The organism is Streptacidiphilus albus JL83 (assembly GCF_000744705.1).
Lineage (GTDB): Bacteria > Actinomycetota > Actinomycetes > Streptomycetales > Streptomycetaceae > Streptacidiphilus > Streptacidiphilus albus.
In genome coordinates this window covers 1,928,184-1,940,378 of sequence record NZ_JQML01000001.1, presented here as the reverse complement: position 1 = coordinate 1,940,378, position 12,195 = coordinate 1,928,184, and the positions used below count along the sequence as shown (strand labels likewise).

The 12,195-nt window shown below is 71.3% G+C and carries 15 protein-coding genes and 1 pseudogene; 4 read left to right on the top strand and 12 right to left on the bottom strand.

Annotated elements, in window-relative coordinates; translation table 11 throughout:
* Nucleotides 1–99 precede the first annotated feature (99 nt).
* The 5 genes and pseudogenes from BS75_RS47950 to BS75_RS08405 form a co-directional block, all read right to left on the bottom strand.
* Nucleotides 100–188: pseudogene (locus tag BS75_RS47950) on the bottom strand.
* 22 nt (nucleotides 189–210) lie between these two features.
* Nucleotides 211–942 carry a DUF7873 family protein gene (locus tag BS75_RS08420; RefSeq protein WP_034087767.1) on the bottom strand — a complete coding sequence of 244 codons (732 nt, stop codon included), beginning with the start codon at nucleotides 940–942 and terminating at the stop codon, nucleotides 211–213.
* Between the two features lie 357 nt (nucleotides 943–1,299).
* Nucleotides 1,300–1,626 carry a hypothetical protein gene (locus BS75_RS08415; RefSeq protein ID WP_034087766.1) on the bottom strand — a complete coding sequence of 109 codons (327 nt, stop codon included), beginning with the start codon at nucleotides 1,624–1,626 and terminating at the stop codon, nucleotides 1,300–1,302.
* A 92-nt stretch (nucleotides 1,627–1,718) separates the two neighbouring features.
* The gene (locus BS75_RS08410; protein ID WP_034087765.1) at nucleotides 1,719–2,171 is read right to left on the bottom strand and encodes a DUF6233 domain-containing protein; all 453 of its coding nucleotides are present in this window, start codon (nucleotides 2,169–2,171) and stop codon (nucleotides 1,719–1,721) included.
* A gap of 147 nt (nucleotides 2,172–2,318) precedes the next feature.
* Nucleotides 2,319–3,677 carry a Cys-Gln thioester bond-forming surface protein gene (locus BS75_RS08405; RefSeq protein WP_034087764.1) on the bottom strand — a complete coding sequence of 453 codons (1,359 nt, stop codon included), beginning with the start codon at nucleotides 3,675–3,677 and terminating at the stop codon, nucleotides 2,319–2,321.
* A 292-nt stretch (nucleotides 3,678–3,969) separates the two neighbouring features.
* Between BS75_RS08405 and BS75_RS08400 the strand changes: the two genes are divergently transcribed.
* Nucleotides 3,970–4,497, top strand: coding sequence for a hypothetical protein (locus tag BS75_RS08400; RefSeq protein ID WP_034087763.1), 528 nt, complete (start codon nucleotides 3,970–3,972; stop codon nucleotides 4,495–4,497).
* Nucleotides 4,498–4,542: 45 nt separating this feature from the next.
* Here BS75_RS08400 and BS75_RS08395 read toward each other — a convergent pair whose 3' ends face one another.
* Nucleotides 4,543–5,184: a restriction endonuclease gene (locus tag BS75_RS08395; protein WP_052069282.1), complete on the bottom strand. Its 642-nt coding sequence runs from the start codon at nucleotides 5,182–5,184 to the stop codon at nucleotides 4,543–4,545.
* A gap of 326 nt (nucleotides 5,185–5,510) precedes the next feature.
* On the opposite strand from BS75_RS08395, the gene BS75_RS08390 reads away from it, so the two are divergent.
* The 3 genes from BS75_RS08390 to BS75_RS08380 are packed head-to-tail and all read left to right on the top strand — an operon-like array spanning nucleotide 5,511 to nucleotide 7,290.
* The gene (locus BS75_RS08390) at nucleotides 5,511–6,098 is read left to right on the top strand and encodes an Ig-like domain-containing protein (RefSeq protein WP_231607716.1); all 588 of its coding nucleotides are present in this window, start codon (nucleotides 5,511–5,513) and stop codon (nucleotides 6,096–6,098) included.
* 2 nt (nucleotides 6,099–6,100) lie between these two features.
* On the top strand, nucleotides 6,101–6,508 hold the full coding sequence (locus tag BS75_RS50090; RefSeq protein ID WP_231607715.1) for a tail fiber domain-containing protein: 408 nt from the start codon (nucleotides 6,101–6,103) through the stop codon (nucleotides 6,506–6,508).
* Entirely contained in the window at nucleotides 6,505–7,290 is a 786-nt protein-coding gene (locus tag BS75_RS08380; protein ID WP_231607714.1) for a 2OG-Fe(II) oxygenase, read from the top strand. The genes BS75_RS50090 and BS75_RS08380 overlap by 4 nt, the downstream gene beginning before the upstream one ends.
* A gap of 48 nt (nucleotides 7,291–7,338) precedes the next feature.
* On the opposite strand, the gene BS75_RS08375 is transcribed toward BS75_RS08380, so the two are convergent.
* The 6 genes from BS75_RS08375 to BS75_RS08350 all read right to left on the bottom strand — a co-directional run bounded on the left by BS75_RS08375 (nucleotide 7,339) and on the right by BS75_RS08350 (nucleotide 11,955).
* Entirely contained in the window at nucleotides 7,339–7,941 is a 603-nt protein-coding gene (locus BS75_RS08375) for a DJ-1/PfpI family protein (RefSeq protein ID WP_034087762.1), read from the bottom strand.
* Nucleotides 7,942–8,002: 61 nt separating this feature from the next.
* Nucleotides 8,003–8,845 carry an arylamine N-acetyltransferase family protein gene (locus BS75_RS08370; RefSeq protein WP_034087761.1) on the bottom strand — a complete coding sequence of 281 codons (843 nt, stop codon included), beginning with the start codon at nucleotides 8,843–8,845 and terminating at the stop codon, nucleotides 8,003–8,005.
* 89 nt (nucleotides 8,846–8,934) lie between these two features.
* Complete coding sequence (locus BS75_RS47945) at nucleotides 8,935–9,603, bottom strand: SCO2400 family protein (protein WP_152645809.1); 669 nt, start codon at nucleotides 9,601–9,603, stop codon at nucleotides 8,935–8,937.
* Nucleotides 9,604–9,794: 191 nt separating this feature from the next.
* Complete coding sequence (locus tag BS75_RS08360) at nucleotides 9,795–10,265, bottom strand: MerR family transcriptional regulator (protein ID WP_034087759.1); 471 nt, start codon at nucleotides 10,263–10,265, stop codon at nucleotides 9,795–9,797.
* Nucleotides 10,266–10,472: 207 nt separating this feature from the next.
* Entirely contained in the window at nucleotides 10,473–11,114 is a 642-nt protein-coding gene (locus BS75_RS08355; protein WP_034087758.1) for a nucleotidyltransferase domain-containing protein, read from the bottom strand.
* Nucleotides 11,115–11,193: 79 nt separating this feature from the next.
* Entirely contained in the window at nucleotides 11,194–11,955 is a 762-nt protein-coding gene (locus tag BS75_RS08350; RefSeq protein ID WP_034087757.1) for a hypothetical protein, read from the bottom strand.
* Between the last annotated feature and the right edge of the window lie 240 nt (nucleotides 11,956–12,195).

Here is a 12,195-nt window from a genome sequence, read left to right as displayed (position 1 = left end):
ACCCGGGCGATCCGGCGCTCGGCGGCGAATGCTGAATCTGGAGCGAGAGTCTGAGATTGATCGCGGCTGCCTCTACCGGCTTGGGCTACCCCGGCCTGTTGGTGCCGGGGGGAGGATTCGAACCTCCACTGGACCGCGTCGGTCACGACAAGCTTCAGTTTCAGCTTGCGCTCCTGGCGCACCCCGCCCGAGGACGGGGGGACTGTGGGGCTACCCGAAGAGGTAGCCGAACACCTTGTCGCCGACCCGCTGGTCGACGACCTCGGCGCCGTTGGCCTCCTCGCGCGCGTACTTGACGGCCGTCTGGAGCTTCTCCACGCGCTCCAGCAGGTCGTTGACGCGCTTGGCGGGAAGCGCTCCGGAGAACTTGACCGTCGTCCAGTAGCCGACGGCGATGTCCTCGGTGTACACCTCGACCTGGGCCGGGTGCTTCTCGGTGGCCTCGGCCTTCACGTGGTTCCGCATCACCTTGCGGGTGCGGATCGTCCTGGTCGGCTCGGTCCGCCAGGAGTCGGTGGACTCGTCGCGCGACCAGGCCTCGGAGGCGTCCAGCACCGGCAGCTTCTTCACGAAGGTGTGCAGGTCTACCAGTTGCTTCTCCAGGAACAGCAGGTAGCTGACCGGGGCGCCCTTGACGACGACCGCGCCGTCGATGGTGACATCGGCCTTCGCGGTGCAGTTGGCCCAGTCCTTCGTCGCGGTGACGTCGAACAGCCGGGTCAGCGTCGCTCCGGTGGAGCGCAGCACGTCCTCGGCCTTGACCTGCACCCGGGTCGACTCGGGCGGGAACTGCTCGCCCTCCTCGTCCTTCGGCTGGTACGTCCGCGCGATGCCGGCGAGCAGCGCGGTCTTCTGCACGTCGTGGTGCGCCTGGGTGAGGTCGGCGAAGGACTTCGCCTTGACACCCTTCTCCACCGCGATGATCTGGTTGAGCTTGGTCACGCCGGTTTACCCCCCTGAAGATTGATCGAACGCTAGCACGGTCGGCTCCGCGTCGCGGACCGGTTTTCCGCCGCAGCGTCGAGCTCCTCGAACTCCCCACCGACGGGCGGGAAGTGGGCGCCGCTGTCACTGCCGACCGCAGGGGGAGCGGGGATTGTCAGTGGCGGGTCCTACTGTCATGACTGCGCAACCGGGCCGCCGAGCGGCGTCCGCAGGCACGGCGCAGGCGGAAGGGACCGCCCCGGCAGACGGGGGCCGGTCCCTTCCTCGGCCGGTCGCCCTCAGCAGCGGGTTCCGCCTCGGGCCCTGTCCGCTCGGGCCAGATGTGCTCGGGCCGGTGTGCTCGGCCGCGTCCGCTCAGGCCTCCTCCAGATGGCGCCACCAGGCGCTGACCGAGTCCAGGGCGATCCGGACCCCGTGCGCGCGGTGCCAGGTGTCGCCGGTGAGGAACGAGGCGGTGCCGAGGTGCAGGTAGCCGGAGGCCTCGGCGGTGGGGTCCAGGTCGCCGAGGACGTCGCCCTCGGTCGGTGTGGCGGCGGTGGCGTTGGCCCAGACCGTCGGGCCGACGAGGCGGCCCTGCCAGACGACGCCCTGGGCGACGCAGCGGATGACGTCGCCCCCGGACTCGCCCGCCCGGGCGGCGGCGACGGAGAGGCGCTGCAGGTGCGGATCGATCGTGGTCATGCCTCCACGGTGATCCCTGCCGCCGCAGTCGGCCAGCGGAGCCGCGCCACCCGGGGCGGGACCGGCCCGCTCCCCGGGTGGCCGCGCCCGGCTCAGATCAGTCCGCGCAGCCCCGCGTCCGGTCGGCAGACGGTGCACGGGACCGCGTCGTCGTGGCCGAGCAGCGCCGCCGCGTCCTCCAGCCCGACGCGCTCGCTGCGGCCGGTGGGCTGGGCGCAGTTGGGGCGGTGCAGCACGTGGACGGTCCCGGTCGCCGAGTGGCGTTCCTCGACCAGCCAGACCTGTACGGCGGTCGGCGCGATCCGCACGGTGACGGTGCTGTAGTCCTCGCCCGCGATCGGCTGCACCACCGGGTAGGGCGCCTGCCAGATCACCGGCTGGGGCTCCGCACGGGGCTGTCCGAACCGATCCACCTTCGAGATGAGCACGAGTTCGAGGGTGTACCAGTAGGAGCCGTCCACCTCCTGCCGCCGGTCGAGGACGACGGCCCGCACCGTCTGGCCGTCGGGCAGGGTGACGGAGGCGAGGGGGCGCGCAGTGCTCATGGTCGAATAGTAGTTCGAATACTTGTCCGTTGTCGCCGCCCCAGGAGAGGCCCCCGGAGAGGCCCCCGGAAACGCCGCCGGCCCGTGACCCTCCAGAGAGGGCCACGGGCCGGCGGGACGAGCTCAGTCAGCGATCATCGTGCCGAATCAGGCGTTCCGGCCGCGCTTGCGGAGGAAGAACACCGTGCCGCCGCCGATGAGGATCAGCGCCACGCCCACGCCGCCGATGATCGGGGTCGCGGAGCTGCTACCGGTCGAGGCGAGGTTGCCGCCGCCCGCGGCCGGGGAGGCCGAGGAGGACGCCGACGCGGAGGTCGAAGGCGCGGCGGAGGCCGACGCCGAGGCGGAGGGGCCGCCCGGCTTGGTCGGCTTGCACTCCAGCGCGCCCTTGAACTCCTTGCTGAAGCCGTTCGGGCCGGTCACGGTGATGTCGTAGGCGGCGCCCTCGGCGACCTTGACCAGCACCGTGGTGCTGGCACCGCCCTGGACGGTGACGCTCTGGCCGCCGACCGTGGTGGTCCACGGCTGGTCGCCCGCGTTGGTCAGGGTCACCTCGACCCCGCCCTTGCCGCAGCTGGCGGTGGCGTTGGCCGCCGGGATGACGCCCATCGGCGCCCACTGGGCGGAGGCCACCGCGCTGACCGAGACCGGGGAGCTGCCGGCCAGGATCATGGTCTGGCTGGTGCCGTCGACGGCGGCGAAGGCGCGGCCCACCGGCACCGTGGTGGTGGTGGAGGCGGTCAGCTGGGCACTGCCGGCGGCAGTTCCCGCCGGGACGTCGAAGAAGAGCTGCTCACCGTTGGACGCGGTGCTGGCCGGCTGGCCCTTGCTGTCCACCACGGTCACCCCGGACGGCGCGGTGAGCTGCAGGCCAACGTTGTTGGCACTGGTGGTGACGGTCACCGGGCCGATCTTCTCGCCGCTCTTGCCGGCCACGCTGGCGGGCGAGAGCTGCAGCGACGGCGTCGGCTCGGAGGCGGAGGACGCGTGCGTCTCCAGCCAGGTGGTCAGCGTCGCCGCCTTGCCGTTCGCCGGGGTGGCGGTGACATTGTCGGAGTAGTGCCAGATGGCGGCCTGGGTGCCGGCTGCGGCGCTGTTCGCGTTGAGGCCCGAGATGCCCGTGGCGGACTCCAGCTGGCTGACCGTCAGGTCAGGGAAGGAGTTGTTCAGGATCCACTGGATCTTGCCCGCGTTCGGGTTGCCGGAGAGCGTGGACTTGTTCCAGTCCGTCTCCGTGTACTGCACGCCGTTCTGGGTCCCGTGGTACAGGTCGATGCAGTAGACCGAGAGCGACTTGCCGCCGAAGTTCAGCGCTACGGTGCCGCCGTCGACCTGCTCGTTGCCCTGCGGGCCGGAGATCGCCACCCGCCCGTAGTCGATGAAGTTGCCCAGCGTGGCGACATCGGTGCCGCCGGACGGAGCCGCCGCGGCAATAGTGGCGGTGCCTGCTGCGGCCAGACCGGCCGCGAGCAGCACCGCGGAGAAGCGGGTTATACCCCGAAGCATACGGATCCCCTTTGTGCGGGGGGTCGATGGACCGCACCCCGCCTGAATTCCCAACCACGCAACTATTCGGCCGCATCCTATTGATCGACGGGTCCGAGAAGGTCAAGACTGAGGCAAATAATCCGATTGTCATCCGATCGTTACCAAGCGGGGTTTGATGGGTCGTCAGGGCGGTTTGGGCCGGTTCGTCGAGGCCGCCGGCCGGCCGACTGTCAGTGGTCGATGGCAGGCTCGGTCGCGCAGGGCCGGGGACGTCGGGTCGTCGGCAGGTGGCTCGGAGGGGAGCGGCGCGATGCGGAAGCCGGTCGGCGGTGAGGTGTTCGTCCACTACGGACAGCTCTACGTGGTGAGCGAGGAGGGCGCGTATCCCGATCTGCACGAGGCGTTTCGCGGCCAGGGGATCGGACTGTGCGGAGCCGCCGAGGCGGGCTCGCTGTTCCTGATCACCGGCCTGCACACGGGCGACGTGTCCTTCGCCGTAGAAGTGCACGAGGAGCGCCCCGAGATCGCCGGCGACGGCGGGTGGGAGGAGGTCGTCGAGGTCTCCTTCAGGCCGGTCACCACGGGTTCGACACTGATGCAGTGGGCGGCCGAGCGGTGCTGGGAGCTCGACCTGCCGGTGGCCGACTACCGGGTCCGCTACTGCGCCGCCGGGATGGACGCGGCGCGCGCGAAGGACACCAGGCTCGACGGAGAACCCGCGCTCGACCGGTACCTGCTGCAGTTCTGGCCGAGCCCGCCGGAGCCTCCGCGCCTGGTCAGGCGGACGAGCGAGAACGCGGCCTACTGGCACCGCTTCGCCGAGGACGTCGACGCGTAGCGCGGGCCCGGCCGGTCGCGTGCCCGGCCCTGCCCCGGCTCCCGCTCAGTGCCAGGGCGCGGGGCCGGTCCGGGAGGCCCAGCCCGCCAGCGCGTCCCCGTCGAACAGTCGGATGCCCATGAGCTGGGCGTACTCCCGGGCCTGCTTGGTGTAGACGGACGTGGTGACGACCGCCGCGACCTGGGCCTGATGGACGGCGAAGCAGGTCCCGCCGAACTTCTGCAGGTCGGGACCGGACACCTTGGTCGTCGGCGCGTAGCGCTTGGCCTGCAGCACGATCAGTCGGCCGTCCGGGGCGACCGCGAGCACGTCCGCGCCGAGGTCCCCGCCGCCGCCGACGACCCGCACCCGGGTGCAGCCGTCGCGCTCGCACAGGAACCCCAGCGCCCGTTCGAACTCCTTTGCGTTCATCTGCCGGTACGGCGCGATCTCGGTGGATCGGGCGACCCGGAGCCGGTGCTCCTGCGCGGCGGCGGCCCGGTTCCGCTTCCGCCGCTGCCACCAGCCGACGCCCACGCCGACCGCCACCAGCACCGCCGCCAGCAGCTCCAACTGCCCGTACAGCGGGTGGGCGCGCTGCTGCGCCTCGAACGCCCGGCCCAGAACCGCGACGATGACGAACGCCACGACCACCAGTACGCATCCGGTGGGTTCGTTCTTCCTGCTGCGGCGCTTGGCCACCGGCATCCACCCCCAGGTGATCGACTTTCGACAGCCTACCGGGACGGGTGTCGGGACCGGGGCCTGCTGCCCTCCACCAGTGCTTCCCGGGGCCGGAGTTCAGGTTCGTACAGAGCACCGGACCGGGTGTCGGGGAGCCCTTCTTTCGAGTGAACCGCAATGGGCCGATGGTGGGCGTGTCGGCCCATGGGCGCCGAACTGCTGCCGCCGAATGCGTCGCAGGTCGGGGGAGTGCGGACCGGGTCGAGCGGTCGGTGTGCCGTGCGCCATTGGCACCGGCATATGCAGAACCTTCACGAACTGTCGCCGGGCGGGTGCCAATACTCTCGGCCGTGCCGTCACAGCGGACGGAATTCATGCTCGGCAGTTGGGAGTTGGACATGCGGACTTCGGGTCGTATCGCCGTTTCGGTGATGGCGGTGGCGGTGGCGGCACTGGGACTGGGAGGTGGCGCCCCGGCGTCCGCAGCCACCGCCTCGGACGCCTCGTGCGGCGGGACGAGCTGCCCCGCCCTGATGCCGACCAGGCTGACGGCCAGCCAGGCCACGCTGAACGTGACCCAGATGCAGCTGGAGAACATCAACGCGATGGCGGTCGACGCGGTGACCGGCGAGCCCATCCGTGGCGCGAAGATCGTCTTCGCCACCTCCGGCGGCCGGACGCTGGGGACGGCCTACACCGACGACGACGGCATCGCCGCGCTCTCCGCTCCGGAGGACCTGGGCCCGGGAACCCTCCAGGAGCTGCTGGGCGGCTACGACGCCGCGATGATCGGCGACGGCGTGCACGCGCCCGCCGGGGCCCACGGGGCGATCACCATCGGCACCGACGAGGGCCCCGGCGTCCCGGGCGCCCCCTGCGCCGTCTGCAGCGACCGGACGCTCAAGCAGGACGTCGTCCCGGTGGACTGGAGCCGGTAGCCGTGCGGATCTTCCACAGGCGGCCCCGGGCGGGGCTGCCGTCCCAGCAGCCGGCGAACGGCAGCGTGGCACCGGTCGGCCCGGTCAACGGCCACGCGGTCCTGGAGACCGTGGCCGCGCTGCCCATCAGCACCTGGCGCTACCTCTGGGAGCCCGAGGACGTGCGCCACCTCGGGCCGATGGCCCAGGACTGGCAGGCCGCCTTCGGCTTCAACCAGGACGACACCAGGATCTCCGTGGTCGACGGCCTCGGCGTCGCCCTGGTGTCCGTCCAGGCCCTGTACCGCCGGGTGGAGGAACTCTCCGCCGAGGTGGAGCGGTTGCGAGCAGCGGAGGCCGGGGTCGGGGTCGGGGTCGGGGTCGGGGTCGGCTGGAACACCCGGCACCGACCGGAAGGCAGGACAGCGTGACCGGACCTGACACTCTGACCGGGCGTGATCGCCCGGCCGGGCCTGATCCCTCGGCCGGAGCCGGAGCCGGAGCCGGAGCCGACACCGACACCGGGGCCGATGCCGTGGCCGGGCCCGGCGCCGTGAGCACCGACGCGATCTGGCGGCTGCCGGTGACGGTCTGCCGGATCACCCAGTTCCTGGGCGAGCGGACCTCCGGCGCGCTGCTGGAGCGGGCCGTCGCCTCCACCGACGACACCCTGAAGCCGTCCCTGATCCGGGACCGGGAGCTCGACCTCGACCTCCGCCGGTCCCGTTCCCGCCAGGACTTCGCCGCGCCCGAACTGCTGGCGGCCATCGAGGAGGTACTGCCCGCGGTCGAGCACACCCTCGGAGTCGCCTGCCAGGACACCGAGCCCGACTACAGCCTCAATGTGCACAACGACGGCGACTACTACCGGGCGCACCAGGACACCACCACCGAGTTCTCACCCCGGCGGCTGCTCACCTTCGTCTACTACCTGCATCGGACGCCGCGGCCGTTCTACGGGGGCGAGCTGCGGGTGTTCGACGTCGCCCTGCCGCTGCACACCGCGACCGCCGGCCGATGGGAGGAGCGCAGTTGGCGGGACTGGCAGCCCGAGCACGACAGCATCGTCTTCTTCCGACCCACCGCCTGGCACGAGGTGCGGCCGGTCAACTGCCCGAGCAGGCGGCACGCGGACAGCCGCTTCGCCGTCAACGGCTGGCTCTGCAGCCCCGACCCCGCGCAGGGCGGCAAAGCGAGCAGCGCGGGCCGCTGATGCGCTCCCGCCGCCGCAGCTGTCGGGGGAGCACCGTTCGGCGCGGACTCACACCGGCGGCTGCGGGTCGTACTGGATGCCGCGGCGCACCTGGCGCGCGCGCTCCGGTGACGCCAGCCGGGAGACCAGGTGCAGCGCCATGTCGATGCCGGCCGACACCCCGGCGGAGGTGATCACGTCGCCGTCGTCGACGAAGCGGTCGTCGGCCCTGACGTCGATCGTCGGATCGAGCTCCTTGAGCCGGTCCAGCGAGGCCCAGTGGGTGGTGGCCGGGCGGCCGGTCAGCAGACCGGCCGCGGCGTAGACCAGCGAGCCGGTGCAGACGCTCGTCATCAGCGGCACGGACCGGCTCTGGCCGCGCACCCAGTCCAGGTGCTGCTCGTCGACGAGTTGCGGCCGGGTTCCCTGCCCGCCGGGGTGCAGCAGGACGTCCAGCGCCGGCAGATCCGCCATGGAGTGGTGCGCGCCGACGACCAGCCCCTTGGCGCAGGTCACCGGCTTCCCGTCGGCGGAGAAGCAGAACACCTGCCACCCGTCCTCGGGGAAGTTCCGGGTCCAGGAGGAGAGCACCTCCCAGGGGCCGATCGCGTCCAGCTCTTCGACGTCGGGAAACAGCAGGATCCCGATCTGCTTCGCACCGTGGTTGCTCATGCAGCGATCCAAGCAGCCCGGACCCGGTTCGGCCACGAGTTTTCGCCGCGCCGGGTCCCGGTCACGAAGGGGCGGGGAGCTCGTCGGCCGGGAGCCCGATCTCCGTCACCAGGTAGGACCGGATCTCCTGGTCGGTGAGGGTGCGCGTGTCGGTGGCGCCCTTCGTCCGGGTCACGGTCAGCTCCGTGCCGATGAGCGACAGGTGGGTGTCCGGGCTGGTGCGCTGAACGTGGATGCGGGTACGGAAGGGGGAGTTGGGATAGGTGGCGACGTACCAGTTGGCGACGGCGATGTCGGGGAGCTCGGCCGGTTCGGTGGTGAAGGCGTACTGGGAGGTCCAGCCCTCGGGGCCGTGGGTCTGCAGGGTCCAGATCGCCGACCCCTCGGCCCGGTCGTCGTCGGCGCGCAGCAGCCGGTGGCCGCGGTCGTCGGCCCAGTGTTCCGTGTCCGGGACGAGCGGAATGGGCTGGGTGAGCGCACCGACCGCGCCGAAGCCGACGTCGGCCAGGTAGCGGGCGGGTCGGCCGGGCACGTCCACCAGCAGGGCCATATGGGTGCGGGGGCGGGTCGCGGGCCGGTCGGTGCCGATGACGACCCGGCCGGTGAGGTACCGGAGCGTCAGACCGGTTGCCCGGAGGGCGGCGGCCAGCAGCAGGTTCTGTTCGAAGCAGTAGCCGCCGCGCCGGACGTCGACGAGCTTCCGCTGGAGGTCGTCGAGGTCCAGGGACGGCACGACCCCGTGCACCGGGTCGAGGTTCTCGAACGGGATCGTCATGACCTGGGCCCGGTGCAGGCGGCGCAGGGTGTCGAGGTCGGCGCCGACCGGTCCCGGGCAACCGATGCGCGCGAGATAGGCGCCGAGGCGGAATCCGGAGCCCTCGGCCCCGGGTGTGTGGCTGTTCATCTGTCGACTCTCCTTCACTACAGCCCGGATCCGGCGCAGCCCGGATCCGGCGCAGCCCGGACCGGCCGATGCCAGGTCCGTACGCGACGTCAACTCGTGCACCACCACAGGAAGGTGGCCTTGCAGGTCGACGAGGTGGAGGGCGACGGGCCGGGCGTCGGCGCGGCAGTCGTCGGGCTGGCGGTCGCCGACGGCGTGGCGGAGGGTGTGGCGACGGGCGGGTGGGCCGTGCCCTGGGCCGCCGAGGAGCTGGGCGCGGGCGTGGTGGGCGTGCTGCTCGCCCGGGGCTTGGAGAGAGAGGCACTGGGGTGCGCCGAGTGCGGAGCCGTCGCCGAGGGGGCAGCGGGGGTGTCGGCGGCGGAGGCCCCCGCCGAAGCCGAGCCGACGCCCGTGGCGATGGGGGTGTCCGTGGTGCTTCCCGCGACGGTGACCTGCACGGTCGCGGTGGCGGGCCCGGAGTCGAGGACGAGCGCGCAGACGCCGGCCACGGCTACGCAGGCGGCTCCGGTCAGCGCCAGCACCCGCCGCCGGGCCCGGCTCCGCTGTGCCTTCCGGCGCAGGTGGGCCCGGTTGGCAGCCCGTGGCGCCCGGGACTCCGTCGAGGTGCTCCGGTACGAGACGGCCGCCGGTGCGTCCGCGTCCTGGGGGACGGGTGCCGCACCGAGCGTCTCCTCGGCGGGGCGTCCGCAACCGGGGCAGGACAGGGCGCCGTTGAGATGACGTCTGCAGGTCGAGCAGTAGTTCATGGGGTCTTCCACGCCGAGTACTGGGGGCCGGCCCGTGCGGGCGCCCTCCGCAGCCTAGGGTGACCTGAACATGAAGTAACAGGTGATCCTTGTGTGACTTCTGAGGAGAAAAGGTGCACCTGTCGGGAGTACGGCATGCCCGTTCACCAGCGGGGGAACACTTCTGGCCGCGCTGAGCACCGCCCGTCCGCAACCGGTGCCGGTTATCCGACCACTGCCTCGTGGCGGAGGTCCGGCGCGGGTTCCTCACCGGCCGAGGGGGACGGGGCGTGGCACTGATGGGCGGCGGCGTCGCCCTGGTCGACCAGGTCCTCGTACACGCCGACCTTGAACCGGATCAGGTCCAGGGACTCGTTGAGCCTGCCGATCTGGGCGGTGACCTGTGCCTGGTGCTCACGCATGAGTGCGAGGCGTTCCTCCTCGTTGCCGGCGCCCGCTCTGACGAGGTCGGCGTACCGGCCGAGCGCGGGGAGGGGCATGCCCGAGGCGCGGAGAATGATGCAGACGGTCAGCCAGTCGACGTCGTCCTGGCTGTAGACGCGGCGTCCGCCGGGCCCGCGTTGGACGGCATTGACGAAGAGTCCCTCGCGCTCGTAGAAGCGCAGCGCGTGCACGCTCAAGCCGGTGCGTTCGGCGACCTGTCCGATGCTCAGACTCGTCGTGGTCTCAACCATGCAGGTCAGACTAGCGGGGTTGATCTGGAGCCGGGTCTGGATCCTGGGGTTCCTCGTGCGGCCGACTCCCGTGCCGCTCCAGGTGCTCGGTCGAACCGGTAAGGGACACAACCATGCGCCGCCGCCCCCTCGCCGAACGCGCCGCAGCCTGAGCCCGACGGCGGCTGCCCGCGAGGTTCGGTCACTGCGTGCTGTCCGAGGCGGGGGCTACAGCTCCGCGAGCCAAGGATGGCCTGGGTGCACGCGGGCCAGCAGCTCGGTCAGGGTGGCGCGCTGAGCCGGGGTCATGTGCGGGACGGTGGCTTCGAAGTCTGCCCGGTCCTTTCGCCGGGCGTGCTTGGCCTTGAACAGCAGGACCAGTTCGGGCGCCAGGTACGGGATGCCGTCGCGGTCGTGGTGGATGATGTCGCCGTAGGGAAGCCGGATCGTGTCATCGCGTCTGCAGATCCAGGTGTCGCCGTCGTGCGGTTCGCGGAAGACGTCCAGCAGGTAGTTGCCGGTGGCCGGATCGCGCAGCCAGGTCTGGTGTACAGCGGCCAGCACCTCGGGTGTGGCGTCCTCCCAGATCCGGCCGCTGCCTGCTCCGTCGAAGACGTATCCGGGAAAGCGGTTGCGCACCTCAGCGAAGCTCGCGGCGGGGATCGCGACCTCGATGTCCCCGTGCTCGCGCGTCTGCGCGCCACGGAACAGATCCAGCGCCCAGCCGCCGGCCACGCACCAGGGCGCGTCCAGCCCGTCCAGGCGGCGTGCGACGTCGCCGGGGTTCCAGCAGGATGACCACCTGGTGTCGAGGGCTTCGATCTCGGCGGGTGACAGTACGGTGCCGCCGTCGGGCAGTTGCTCGCTCACCGGGGGAACCTACCAGCGGGTCGACGTTCGAGGAGCCGTCCTCCGCCGGCACCCCCTCGGGCGCGGGCCGGTCGATTCGTCAGATGGGGAAGCTCATGGTCTCGCTTGCCGGGGGTGCGGTCAGGACCGCCGGTGTCGCGTCGTAGCCGCTGAACGTCATCGTGCTCCCGTTGTCGTTGCTCAGGGCGATCTGCACGATTCGGGGTGCGGCCGTGTCCGTGACGTCGACCGTGCCGTTCGTGTTGGTCAGCGGAACGACCTTCTGGCCGTCCAGGGTGGTGGCGGCGCCCTTGGTGATGGCGGCCGTGGACTGCCAGTTGTTCAGCTCCGCGCGGAGGTCGCACGCGATGGAGACGGCGGCTTCACCTGTGCTCGGATTCGGGTTCTGGAGGTACTTGCCTTCGAGACTCCTGAGCGAGGGCGTCGACTGCCAGAAGGCGGTGCTCGGGAGTACCCACACCGTGCTGCCGATGACCAGGAGCCGTTCAGGGACGTTGCTGCCGAGGGTGGAGAACGTCCCTGTGCAGCCCTTGCCGGGGAGTACCCGCAGATCGATCGACATCTGCATGTTGTCCTCGGCGGCGTCCGCGGCGAGGCCGGTGACGTGAACCGAGGAGGCGGCGAGGAGGCCCGCCGTGGCCTTGCCGGCTATCTGGCTGCCGCTGAGTGGGCCCAGCGGACCCGAGGGGACGGGGGGTGCGGTCGGGGTGGTGCTCGCAGTGGCGGTGGCTGCGGGTGCCACGGCGGTCGGCTTGGCGGCACCGCCGCTGCAGGCGCCCGTTCCCAATGTCACGGCGCTGAGCAGTGCAACCGCACTCAGCGCCCTGTACGTGGTGTTCATGTTGCTGGTCCCCCAGTGGTCCGCGAGGGCGCCGACCCGGCCCTCTTCCGCTCCCCATGTGTACGAGTGCCGCGCGAGACATGATCGCACGAGGGTACGGCGAGATCCTGCCAGGGTGAGCCAACTGGTATGCCGCCATGGAGTTCTGGCGCGATCGATGGCCGCATCGCGGCCGGTGACCGTTGCCGAGGAGCTCAACGGGTGCCGTACGTTACTATGCGACTCCTGTGATCAGCATTA

What these genes read in the sequence shown, in the direction of transcription:
- BS75_RS08410 (WP_034087765.1), bottom strand. Translation starts at nt 2,171, where the DNA reads ATGAGCACTGCGCGCCCCCTCGCCTCCGTCACCCTGCCCGACGGCCAG.
- BS75_RS08360 (WP_034087759.1), bottom strand. Translation starts at nt 10,265, where the DNA reads ATGGTTGAGACCACGACGAGTCTGAGCATCGGACAGGTCGCCGAACGC.
- BS75_RS08415 (WP_034087766.1), bottom strand. Translation starts at nt 1,626, where the DNA reads ATGACCACGATCGATCCGCACCTGCAGCGCCTCTCCGTCGCCGCCGCC.
- BS75_RS08395 (WP_052069282.1), bottom strand. Translation starts at nt 5,184, where the DNA reads ATGCCGGTGGCCAAGCGCCGCAGCAGGAAGAACGAACCCACCGGATGC.
- BS75_RS08350 (WP_034087757.1), bottom strand. Translation starts at nt 11,955, where the DNA reads ATGAACACCACGTACAGGGCGCTGAGTGCGGTTGCACTGCTCAGCGCC.
- BS75_RS08370 (WP_034087761.1), bottom strand. Translation starts at nt 8,845, where the DNA reads ATGAACAGCCACACACCCGGGGCCGAGGGCTCCGGATTCCGCCTCGGC.
- BS75_RS08405 (WP_034087764.1), bottom strand. Translation starts at nt 3,677, where the DNA reads ATGCTTCGGGGTATAACCCGCTTCTCCGCGGTGCTGCTCGCGGCCGGT.
- BS75_RS08400 (WP_034087763.1), top strand. Translation starts at nt 3,970, where the DNA reads ATGCGGAAGCCGGTCGGCGGTGAGGTGTTCGTCCACTACGGACAGCTC.
- BS75_RS08375 (WP_034087762.1), bottom strand. Translation starts at nt 7,941, where the DNA reads ATGAGCAACCACGGTGCGAAGCAGATCGGGATCCTGCTGTTTCCCGAC.